Source organism: Cyanobium sp. L1E-Cus (assembly GCF_024345755.1).
In the GTDB taxonomy this organism is placed as follows: domain Bacteria; phylum Cyanobacteriota; class Cyanobacteriia; order PCC-6307; family Cyanobiaceae; genus Cyanobium_A; species Cyanobium_A usitatum.
This window is the reverse complement of sequence record NZ_JAGQBS010000016.1, coordinates 39,212-48,827: the sequence shown is the minus strand read 5'-3', so window position 1 is coordinate 48,827 and position 9,616 is coordinate 39,212. Positions and strand designations below refer to the sequence as shown.

The 9,616-nt window shown below is 64.0% G+C and carries 11 protein-coding genes and 1 tRNA gene; 4 read left to right on the top strand and 8 right to left on the bottom strand.

Going from position 1 to position 9,616, the window contains the following annotated elements; translation table 11 throughout:
- On the bottom strand, positions 1-755 hold a 755-nt coding region (locus tag KBZ22_RS12670; protein ID WP_255022230.1), incomplete at its 3' end, for a hypothetical protein.
- A 57-nt stretch (positions 756-812) separates the two neighbouring features.
- Between KBZ22_RS12670 and KBZ22_RS12665 the strand changes: the two genes are divergently transcribed.
- The gene (locus KBZ22_RS12665) at positions 813-1,079 is read left to right on the top strand and encodes a hypothetical protein (RefSeq protein WP_255022229.1); all 267 of its coding nucleotides are present in this window, start codon (positions 813-815) and stop codon (positions 1,077-1,079) included.
- 152 nt (positions 1,080-1,231) lie between these two features.
- On the opposite strand, the gene KBZ22_RS12655 is transcribed toward KBZ22_RS12665, so the two are convergent.
- The 5 genes from KBZ22_RS12655 to ftsH all read right to left on the bottom strand — a co-directional run bounded on the left by KBZ22_RS12655 (position 1,232) and on the right by ftsH (position 6,062).
- Entirely contained in the window at positions 1,232-1,402 is a 171-nt protein-coding gene (locus KBZ22_RS12655) for a hypothetical protein (protein ID WP_255022235.1), read from the bottom strand.
- Between the two features lie 994 nt (positions 1,403-2,396).
- A tRNA-Ala gene (locus tag KBZ22_RS12650) sits at positions 2,397-2,469 on the bottom strand.
- An 87-nt stretch (positions 2,470-2,556) separates the two neighbouring features.
- Positions 2,557-3,195, bottom strand: a complete 639-nt coding sequence (gene lexA, locus KBZ22_RS12645; RefSeq protein WP_396112096.1) for a transcriptional repressor LexA — start codon at positions 3,193-3,195, stop codon at positions 2,557-2,559.
- A gap of 43 nt (positions 3,196-3,238) precedes the next feature.
- Positions 3,239-4,192 carry an ornithine carbamoyltransferase gene (argF, locus tag KBZ22_RS12640; protein ID WP_255022228.1) on the bottom strand — a complete coding sequence of 318 codons (954 nt, stop codon included), beginning with the start codon at positions 4,190-4,192 and terminating at the stop codon, positions 3,239-3,241.
- A 10-nt stretch (positions 4,193-4,202) separates the two neighbouring features.
- The gene (ftsH, locus tag KBZ22_RS12635; protein ID WP_254941974.1) at positions 4,203-6,062 is read right to left on the bottom strand and encodes an ATP-dependent zinc metalloprotease FtsH; all 1,860 of its coding nucleotides are present in this window, start codon (positions 6,060-6,062) and stop codon (positions 4,203-4,205) included.
- Between the two features lie 95 nt (positions 6,063-6,157).
- Here ftsH and KBZ22_RS12630 point away from each other — a divergent pair, with 95 nt between their 5' ends.
- From KBZ22_RS12630 to KBZ22_RS12620, 3 genes are read left to right on the top strand one after another with little or no spacing between them, the layout of a single operon-like run.
- Positions 6,158-6,796, top strand: coding sequence for an SOS response-associated peptidase (locus KBZ22_RS12630; RefSeq protein ID WP_255022227.1), 639 nt, complete (start codon positions 6,158-6,160; stop codon positions 6,794-6,796).
- A complete protein-coding gene (locus KBZ22_RS12625) occupies positions 6,793-7,038 on the top strand; it encodes a Nif11-like leader peptide family RiPP precursor (protein ID WP_106502241.1) in 246 nt (81 codons plus the stop codon). Before KBZ22_RS12630 ends, KBZ22_RS12625 begins: the two co-directional genes overlap by 4 nt.
- The gene (locus KBZ22_RS12620; RefSeq protein ID WP_255022226.1) at positions 7,038-7,526 is read left to right on the top strand and encodes a DUF427 domain-containing protein; all 489 of its coding nucleotides are present in this window, start codon (positions 7,038-7,040) and stop codon (positions 7,524-7,526) included. Before KBZ22_RS12625 ends, KBZ22_RS12620 begins: the two co-directional genes overlap by 1 nt.
- Here KBZ22_RS12620 and KBZ22_RS12615 read toward each other — a convergent pair.
- Both KBZ22_RS12615 and ribD read right to left on the bottom strand, forming a co-directional pair.
- Positions 7,492-8,511 (bottom strand): mechanosensitive ion channel family protein, encoded by a 1,020-nt coding sequence (locus tag KBZ22_RS12615; protein ID WP_255022225.1) that lies wholly within the window; start codon positions 8,509-8,511, stop codon positions 7,492-7,494. The genes KBZ22_RS12620 and KBZ22_RS12615 overlap by 35 nt on opposite strands.
- Complete coding sequence (ribD, locus tag KBZ22_RS12610; protein WP_255022224.1) at positions 8,508-9,611, bottom strand: bifunctional diaminohydroxyphosphoribosylaminopyrimidine deaminase/5-amino-6-(5-phosphoribosylamino)uracil reductase RibD; 1,104 nt, start codon at positions 9,609-9,611, stop codon at positions 8,508-8,510. The genes KBZ22_RS12615 and ribD overlap by 4 nt, the downstream gene beginning before the upstream one ends.
- Positions 9,612-9,616: the final 5 nt, after the last annotated feature.

The window sequence follows — 9,616 nt, the reverse complement described above, 5'->3', positions numbered from 1 at the left end:
GTCACACCCAGGGAGTTGTTGATCTGGGTAGCACCACCGATGGTTGCAGTACCGGAGTTGGTGAGGTTACCAGTGTTGGCAAGTAGGCCGGTGTTGCCGATACCAGCAGTGGTGGTCTGGCCCGTCACACCCAGGGAGTTGTTGATCTGGGTAGCACCACCGATGGTTGCAGTACCGGAGTTGGTGAGGTTACCAGTGTTGGCAAGCAGGCCGGTGTTGCCGATACCAGCAGTGGTGGTCTGGCCCGTCACACCCAGGGCGCCGGTCACCGTGGTTCCTGTAACCGAGTCGACGCTGACACCGTTAGCACCGGCCTGCAGGACTGCAGTGCTCGCCACCACTGGATCGGCGGTGCCCACCCTTGTGGTCACCTGAGTTGTAGTCCCGTCAGTCGTCGTCTGGAATGCAGTCTGCGGGGCCCCGCCACCGCTGCCGGAGATCGTGATGGTTGAACCCGCGGTCGAACCCGCGCCGGCGTCACCATCTTGCAGCGTCAAAATGCCACTGTTTGTGCCTCCTTTAATGACCGCCTGACTGGCAGTAGCTGTTACGCCCGTGCCGATAGCGACTGAATTAGGACCTGTGGCGGAGGCACCTGAGCCGATGGCAATGGCGCCAGCGCCATTCGAGACAGCACCTGCCACCAAGCCATTGGAGGAGCCGAGGGCGATGGACCCACCGCCGGTTGCACTGGCACCATCTAGGGTGCCTACGGCGTTACCGATGGCCAAGGCTCCGGTACCGACAGCGGCCACGTTGCCGCCGGTCGCACCAACGGCACCGCCAGTACCGGCAACCCCAGCTACACCGTTTTGCCCGGCCGTTCCAGCTGTTCCTGGCGTGACGACCCCGGTCAGAGGATCTACCTGGGCCTGAGTTCCGCCAGTACCAGCAAGGCCTGGATCGCCGGCGGTGCCGTTGGTGCCATTGCCTCCGGTAAGGCCAGCACCAGCAGTGCCGATCACCATGGCGCCATCGCCATTCGCCGTGATGGAGCCGCCATTGCCCCCGTTGCCAGCTGCGCCACCAGAACCACCGGCACCACCGGCGCCACCAGCACCACCAGCGGCTCCCTGTGAACAGGTATCAAGGGAATTGAACGTATTGCATATAGCCTGGCTGCCCGATCCACCGCTACCACCTGCACCGCCAACGCCGGCAATACCGGCTGATCCTGCAATTCCAGCGGCACCAGCGGCCCCGATGGCCAGGCTTCCTGTACCAATCTGTGTCAGGCTCCCGATTGATCCGGCACTTCCAGCGGCACCTTTTGGTGCGCCAGAACCACCAGCTCCACCAGCTCCACCAGCTCCACCGCCTGCAGAGGCGGCCCCGAGACTGGCGGCATTCCCGCCGCCGCCGCCATTTCCTCCGACTCCACCAACTGAGCCAGAGGGATCATTTATGCCACCGGCGCCAGCGGCGCCACCGGTTCCGCCTAATGCAGGAGGAGCACTTGTGCCAGAAGCTCCTGGGCTTCCGTTCGGGGCAGCAGAAGCAGGGGCAATCTGCAAGCTGGCCGCAAGCACTAAGGATAGTCCTGATGCTTTGAAGAGCGATTGACGAGTTAGATCTTTTTTCAGACTAGCCATTTCAAATTTAAATTAACCCCTGAATTGTCATCTGCGGATTTGTGGCAACAAAGTGGAGCTGTTCACCTTTTAATAGTGATTCTTTATTTTTGGAGATTCTGGCTTGCCTAGGCCTTTGCATAAGATCTTTTTGGCTTTCCGCTAGTCCGCTAGTCCGCTAGTCCGCCAGTCCGCTAGTCCGCTACTCCGGTACTTCAGGGCTTCAGGCTGTCGAATTTCACTCCTTGGTGCTAAATTTGACCAATAATTCTTTTGGTGCATTTTGAAAAAAATCACACTGGATGTTCGCCCTGAACTGCACTACCGGCTTCGTCTGCTCTCAGTTGTGCTTGACCGATCCATCGCAAGCCTCGCGAGCGAGGCTGTCGAGAAGCTGCTTGATGGTTATCCGTCTGTCACCGCAGAGGCTTTGCGGGTGGGCGGTTCAACTAACGGTAATGGAAAAGCCACGGATCTTCCCTAAGGACCGCTGTACGTGTATCAACATATTTATGCGGTTTTGGCATTAACTTTGAGGCTCTGAATATTGTGAATTGATCATTGCGCCGATGCCCCCCCCCCCATTGCAGAAAAAGTCGTCAATTAGGCAATAGCAAAACGATCGACCCACGCAGGGGGGGGGACTGGTTTTGCTCACCACCCGCTGTTACCAGGGTGATAGTGGTTTTTTTAGTCGCTCATGCTTGGGCTCGAGCTCTGTTGATTTGTAAAGTGCGCTCAGCTTTTTCCAGGCTCTTGAGAGGGTCCCAGGCGGGCCAGGCCACCGGGCATTAAAAAACCCCTCAAGGAGAGGGGTTCTACTGATGGAGCCAAGCGGATTCGAACCGCTGACCCCCTGCATGCCATGCAGGTGCTCTACCAGCTGAGCTATGGCCCCGATAGAACGCCATGGCAACGGAATGCTGGTCATTCCGCTTGGCTTGTGGCCTTGCCTTGCGCTAACTGAGCTTACAACGCCATCCGTTTAGACCTGGCGCCAGACGGCCACTAGCTTGCCCTGCACCGTTACCTGGTCGGCGGGGAGCACGATTGGGGCATAGGCGGGGTTGGCTGCTTCCAGGGTCACCGTGGCTCCGCTGCGGTGGAAGTGCTTCAAGGTGGTGCCACTGCCGGGCACCAGGGCGCTGACAATCGTGCCTGCTTTGAGCCGGCTCGGGTCGCTGACAGGTTCGAGCAGCACCACATCCCCGTCGGCGATGTGGGCGTCCACCATTGAATCGCCATTCACGGTGAGGGCAAAAAGGCCGCGGGTATCGAGCACGGGGGCCAGGTCGAGGCGCTCCTGGATGTCGTCGAAGGTTTCAACCAAGCCGCCGGCGGCCACGGCGCCGAGCACCGGGATGCCGCTGGCCATTCCGCCCAGCAGCTGAAGGGTGCGGGCTTGGCCCTCTTGCCAGGTGATCCAGCCCTTCTGCTGCAGGTGGCGCAGGCGGCTCTGGATCGGCGCCGGAGAGCGCAGCCCCATCGCTTCCATCATTTGGCGGATCGAGGGGCTGTGGCGGTTGCTGCCGATGTAGTCGCTAAGCCAGTCGTATAGCTCTTGCTGGGCAGAGGAGAGCTCTTGCTGGACTTGGTTGTTGCTGGGATGGGGCACGGACGCCACGTCGCTGATACAGATGTACCGCCTCGCGGCCTGTTTGTCCAGCTCAGATGCCGCCGAGTAGGGCTGCCAGTAGGGCTTGTTGGGCGTGGAGGCGGTTTTCGGCCTGGTCAAATATGCGGCTGGAGCTGCCCTCCATGGCGCCGGCGCTGATTTCGAGGCCGCGATAGGCCGGCAGGCAGTGCAGCACGATTGCGCTTGGATCTGCTTCTGCCACCAGCTCTTCGTTGAGACACCAGCCGGCGAAGGCCCTTTGCCGCTCTGCCTTTTCCTCCTCCTGCCCCATGGAGGCCCACACATCTGTGTAGAGGGCGTGGGCGCCGCGCACGGCAGCCACCGGCTCGTGCAGCACCACCACCTCGGATCCGCGAGCCGCCGCTAGGCGGCGTGACTGCTCAAGCACGGCTGCATCGGGTTCAAATCCAACCGGGCAGCCGATGCGCACATTCACCCCGAGCAGGGCGCCGCAGAGCATCAACGAGTGGGCCACGTTGTTGCCGTCGCCCACGTAGCTGAGGGTCAGGCCCTCCACTGCTCCGAAGACCTCCTGCAGCGTCAGATAGTCGGCGAGGGCCTGGCAGGGGTGCTCCAGGTCGGTGAGGGCATTGATCACAGGGATCGTGGCCCAGTGGGCGTACTCCTCGAGTTCGTCCTGGGCGAAGGTGCGGATCGCCAGGGCATCCACATAGCGGCTCAGCACCCGTGCCGTGTCTGCCACCGGCTCACCGCGGCCTACCTGGCTCACCTGGGGATTGAGATCGATCGTTTGGCCACCAAGCCTGGCCATGGCCACCGAGAAACTCACCCGAGTGCGGGTGGAGGCCTTACTGAAGATCAGTCCGAGGGTTTTGCCCCCTAAATCGATACTGCTGCGGCCGGCTTTTAGGTCTGCCGCCAGCTGCAGCAGGGCCTGGGTCTGTTCGCCGTTGAGGTCGGCAGAGGAGAGCAGGTCTCGCCCGCGCAGCTCTTCTAGGGGTGGATAGGCACTGATGGCGGCCATGGCTCAACTCCTAGGGCATGACGCTGCTGGCCAGCAGCTCCTTGAGATCGTCGCCTTCGATCACCTCCTTCTCGAGGATCTTTTCGGAGATCGATTCGAGCAGCTCGCGGTTGTGGTTAAGGATCGCCAGCGCCTTGTTATGGGCGTTGTCGACCAAGGAGCGAACCTCCTTATCGATCGCTTGGGCCGTGGCGTCACTCACCACCCGGCGGGGGTTGTTGTTGCCGCCGAGGAAGCGGCTGCCGCCCTGCTTGTCGTAGGCCAGGGGGCCGAGGGTTTCGCTCATGCCGAAGGTGCCCACCATCTGCTCGGCGATGTCGGTGGCGCGTTGCAGGTCGTTGGCGGCGCCGGTTGTGACCTCACCAAACACCACCTCTTCAGCGCTGCGGCCGCCCAGCAAGGTGGCAATTTGACCTTCGAGGTCTTCCTTGGAATTGAGGAAGCGCTCTTCGGTGGGCAGCTGCAGGGTGTAGCCCAGGGCGCTCATGCCGCGGGGCACGATCGAGATCTTGGCCACCTTGCTGCCGCCGGGCATCAGGTGCCCCACGATCGCGTGTCCAACTTCGTGATACGCCACCACTTTTTTCTCATCGGGTTGCAGCACCCGGCTCTTCTTCTCCAGACCAGCCACCACGCGCTCAATCGCCTCGTTGAGGTCGCCTTGCTCCACCTCGGTGCGATAGGAGCGGGCTGCGAGCAGGGCCGCTTCGTTCACGAGGTTGGCCAGGTCGGCGCCGGCAAAGCCGCTGGTGGCCTGGGCAATTTTGTCGAGGTCGACGGCGCTGGAGAGCTTCACCTTCTTGGCGTAGATCTCCAGAATCAGCTTGCGACCAGACAGGTCGGGGCGATCCACCAGCACCTGGCGGTCGAAACGGCCTGGCCGCAGCAGCGCAGCATCAAGGGTTTCGGGCTGGTTGGTTGCAGCCAGCACAATCACCGGCTTGTCCTGGCCGGCAAAGCCATCCATCTCCGTGAGTAGCTGGTTGAGGGTCTGCTCGCGTTCGTCGTTGCCGCCGACCACACCCATCGAGCCCGAACGGCTCTTACCAATGGCATCGAGCTCGTCGATAAAGATGATGCAAGGCGCTTTTTTCTTGGCTTCTTCGAATAGGTCGCGCACTCGTGCAGCGCCAGCACCAACGAACAGCTCCACGAATTCGGAGCCGGAAATGATGAAGAAGGCCACGCCTGCTTCACCTGCAACGGCCTTGGAGAGCAGGGTTTTGCCCGTGCCGGGAGGGCCCACCAGCAGCACACCTTTGGGAATGCGGGCGCCGATGGCGGCGTAGCGCTCGGGTTTTTTGAGGAAGTCGACGATCTCTGCCAGCTCGGCCTTGGCCTCATCCACGCCAGCAACGTCGGCAAAGGTGACCCGTGATTCCTCATCGGGCACGTAAACCTTGGCTTTGCTCTTGGTGAAGCTCAAAGCTCCCTGGGCGCCACCGCCCATCTGGCGGCGGGCGAAGAATTGCAGCACCAGGATGAAGATCAGAGGCGGCACCACCCAGCTCAAGGCGGTGGTGAGGAAGCTGGGCTTCTGGGGGGGCGCGGCGGCGAATTCCACCCCGTGCGACTCGAGCCGCTGGGGCAGATCCATGTCGAAGATCGGCGTGGTGGAGAGCACCGTGGGAGCACCTTCCTCTTCTGGCTCCTTGAGCTCGTAGCGGATCTGGTCTGAGGTGATGTAAGCCCGTTTGACGTTGCTGCCGTTCACCTGGTCGATGAACAGGGAGTAGGGCACCCGCGGCACCTGGGCGGCTGGATTGGGCAGGAAGTTGCTGAACAGCAGCAGCACACCAAAACCGATCAACACCAGGTTGATGATTCCGAAGCGGCGGTTAGGGCGGTTGTCGTCCTGGCGGATCGCCATGGTGCGGCAGCCAAAGGTGCACCCAAACTAGGGCTGTGGTCCCCTGGTCGTTTCGGCGACGGGTTGGGAGAACCGTACGAGGACCCAATCCAGCTATGTGTGGTCGCTATTCCCTCTGCGCTGGCTTCGATCGCCTGCAGCCCCGCTTGCAGGGCCCTCTGCCGCCCGGTCTGGCGGCCCACTACGCGCCGCGCTTGCAAGTGCTTCCCGGCGAACCCCTGCTGATTCAGCGCCAGGAAAATGGCCAGCTGCAGGTGGGGTTAGCCCTTTGGGGCCTGCTGCCCGACTGGGTCAAGGATCCCGCCACCGCCCACCGCTGCCTGCATGCCCGCGCCGAGACGGTGGCCTTCAAGCCCAGCTTTCGCGCCGCCTGGCGCCATCGCCGTTGTTTGATTCCAGCTGATGCTTTTTGGGAGCAGGGCCAGTGGCTGCGCCGCCGCGATGGCGATCTGTTTTGGCTTGCCGGCCTCTGGGAGCGCTGGATCGGCCCCGATGGCAGCGAGCTCGACAGCTGCTGCGTGCTCACCACCGCCCCCAATGCCCTGGTGGCGCCAATCCACCGGCGCATGCCGGTGGTGATTCCCAACGGCCTAGAGCAGGCCTGGCTCGAGCCCACCGATGGCCATGGCCTACGGGCCCTCGAACCGCTGCTGCTGCCCTGGGATGGGGGCGACTGGCAGGCCGATGGGGCAGCGATGGCGCTAGACCAACCGCAGTTGGAGCTGAACCTTTGAGCCTCGAGCGCCTCGATGCCTTTTTGGCGCATGCCCGCCAATCGCCCCAGCTGGCGACCCAGCTGGCGGAGCCCTTGGAGCTGCAGGACTTCCTGGAGCTGGCCCGCGGCGCTGGCTATGCCCTTGAGGAGGCTGATGTGATCGCCGCGCAGCAGCGGCAGGAGTCCAGCCTCAGCGATGCGGAGCTGCAGGAGCGGGCTGGCGCTGAAGGCCGGCGGTTGCGCAATTTCATCTATTCCTGATGGCCGCCCCTGAGCAGGTAGGCGCCTACCCCCGCCCACCGGCCCTGGTTGAGAGCAGCCAGCTGGTGCGGGTTGAGGCCCTGGGCCAGCTTCTGGCCGAGAGCCGCCGCAGTTTGCGGGTGCTGGAAACCTTTCACCCACCCACCTACTACCTGCCGCCTGAGGAGGTGCGCCAGGAGCTGCTTTTGCCCAGCAGCGGAGCCAGTTTTTGCGAGTGGAAGGGGGTGGCCCGCTACTTCGATGTGGTGGTTGATGCGGGCGGCCCGGCCGAGCGCCGGCTGCGGCGGGCGGTGTGGACCTACCCCGAACCCACCCAGGCCTTTGCTGCTTTGGCCGGTTGGTTTGCGGTGTACCCGGCCTTGATGGACGGGTGCTGGCTGGATGGTGAACCCGTGCAGCCCCAGCCTGGCGGCTTCTACGGTGGCTGGATCACATCCCAGGTGCAGGGGCCGTTTAAGGGTGATCCCTTGCATCCGGAGCTCGTATGAGCAGCCTGGTGGGGTAAGGCATCGAGCCACCGGCCTGGTCCACCACCTCGCCGATCAACAGCAGGGCTTGCTGCCGCAGGGCCCAGGCAGCGTGGATGTCGCTGCTGGCGGCGTAGCAGAGCAGGCGCAGCTGGAGGCTGGACTCGCCGTAGCCCACGAAGTGGGCTAGCTGATCCTTGGCCGGGTCTACGCCGGGCAAGTTTGAGAGGCGCTGCTCCAGGTTTTGGGTGATCGTGGCGACGCGCTCCCGGTCGGCGTAGCTGAGGCCGAATTCGATCCAGATGCGGCGGTTGTCGATCTGGGCCAGATTCAGGATTGCTTGGCTGGTGAACACCCCATTCGGCACATAAATGCGCTGGCGTTCCGGATCGCGCAGCTCGGTGTAAAACCAGCCCACCTGCTCCACCGTGCCCAGCAAATTCAGGCCGGGCAGGTTGATGGTGTCGCCGAGCACGAAGGGGCGGTTGACGTAGAGGCTCAAGCCACTGAGGCCGTTTTCCACGATGGTGCGGGCGCCGAAGCCCAGGGCCGCTGCTCCAACCCCCCCTGCGGTGATCAGCACTCCTGCCGATACACCCAGCAGATCTAGGCCCATGACCAGCACCACCAGTAGGGCTGCTGTGGTCAGCAGCTTGTCGAGCACGTCGAATAGGAACAGCTGATCCTTGCTGGAGAGATGCGGCAGTAACTGGGCGGCGTAGTGCTCGGCGCGCTGTTTGAGTTCGCCGCGCCAGCGCAGCAGGGTCCAAATCACGCCGATGGTGAGCAGCAGATTGCGCACCTCCAGGCCCGCCAGCCACCAGCCCGCACTGCTGAGCAACACCGTGCCCGCCAGGCTGACTCGCCCGCTCAGCAGCAGGGCTTGGCCTAGGGAGCCGCTACGGCAGCGCCTGCCGAGCCGGTCCAGCAGCAGCCAGGTGACTAGGGCCAGCAACACTCCCGCAAGGGGAATCTGCAGATCGAAGGGCAGCTTTGCGGCGATCATGGCTTCAGGTCTGCAGGTGAGCTGAGTTGCCAGACCAGATCGCTGCCCAGGCGCTGGGGCGCTTGAGCCTGCCAGCTCCGCACCTGGGCCATAGATGTGAAACCCAGCTCACCAAGGGGGGTGCGGGCCGGCTGGCCGCCCATCAGTTTCGGGGCGATCACGGCGGCCAGCTCCTGCACGCAGCCTTCGGCTATGGCGACGGCTGCCAGTTCAGGGCCGCATTCCCAGAGCACCTGGTTGCAGCCCCGCAGCGCCAAGGCCTCCAGTAGCAGCAGGGGGCTGCAGCCCACTAGCTCCAGTCGGGGCACGCCGCGTTTATCCAGGGAGGCTGCGGCCGCGGTGGGAGCCTCTGGCCCATGCACCACCAGGGTGGCGGCGGCGCTCTGATCCCAGAGCTTGGCCTCTGCGGGGAGCTCCAGGCTGCGGCTGAGCACCACCCGCAGCGGCTCGGGCTGGCGTTGGCCGCGGCTGGTGAGCAGGGGGTCGTCGGCGCGCACGGTGCCGCCGCCGACGATCACCGCATCGCAGCGGCAGCGCAGCTGGTGCACCCAAGCGCGGGCCTCGGGGCCACTGATCCACTGGCTGGCGCCATTGCTCAGGGCGGTGCGGCCATCGATTCCCATGGCCCACTTGAGGATGCCCAAGGGGCGGCCGCTGCTGATGCGGTGAATGAAGGCCCGGTTGAGGCAGCGGGCCTCGGCCTCGGCTACGCCGGTGATGACCTCGATGCCGGCGGCCCGCAGCTGGGCTAGGCCGCCCCCAGCCACCTGGGGGTTGGGATCGGCCATGGCCACCACCACCCGGGCGATGCCGGCGGCGATCACCGCCTGGCTGCAGGGGGGGGTGCGGCCGTGGTGGCAGCAGGGCTCCAGGGTCACCACCAGGGTGCCGCCGCGGGCCCGCTCGCCCGCCTGGGCCAGGGCGCCCACCTCGGCGTGGGGCTCGCCGGCTCGGGCGTGATAGCCCTCCCCCACCAGCGAGCCGCCGGCATCGAGCACCACCGCTCCCACCAGGGGGTTGGGGCTGGTGCGTCCGGCGCCCAGCTCAGCTAGCTGCAGGGCCCGTTGCATCCAGGGAAGCCAGGGCGCCGTGGAGTGCATCACTG

Bases quoted from the DNA above. Each gene is read 5' to 3' on its own strand.
- KBZ22_RS12620 (WP_255022226.1), top strand. From the start codon at position 7,038: ATGGCCGCCCCTGAGCAGGTAGGCGCCTACCCCCGCCCACCGGCCCTG.
- KBZ22_RS12615 (WP_255022225.1), bottom strand. From the start codon at position 8,511: ATGATCGCCGCAAAGCTGCCCTTCGATCTGCAGATTCCCCTTGCGGGA.
- KBZ22_RS12630 (WP_255022227.1), top strand. From the start codon at position 6,158: ATGTGTGGTCGCTATTCCCTCTGCGCTGGCTTCGATCGCCTGCAGCCC.
- KBZ22_RS12655 (WP_255022235.1), bottom strand. From the start codon at position 1,402: ATGATCCCTCTGGCTCAGTTGGTGGAGTCGGAGGAAATGGCGGCGGCG.
- ftsH (WP_254941974.1), bottom strand. From the start codon at position 6,062: ATGGCGATCCGCCAGGACGACAACCGCCCTAACCGCCGCTTCGGAATC.
- ribD (WP_255022224.1), bottom strand. From the start codon at position 9,611: ATGCACTCCACGGCGCCCTGGCTTCCCTGGATGCAACGGGCCCTGCAG.
- argF (WP_255022228.1), bottom strand. From the start codon at position 4,192: ATGGCCGCCATCAGTGCCTATCCACCCCTAGAAGAGCTGCGCGGGCGA.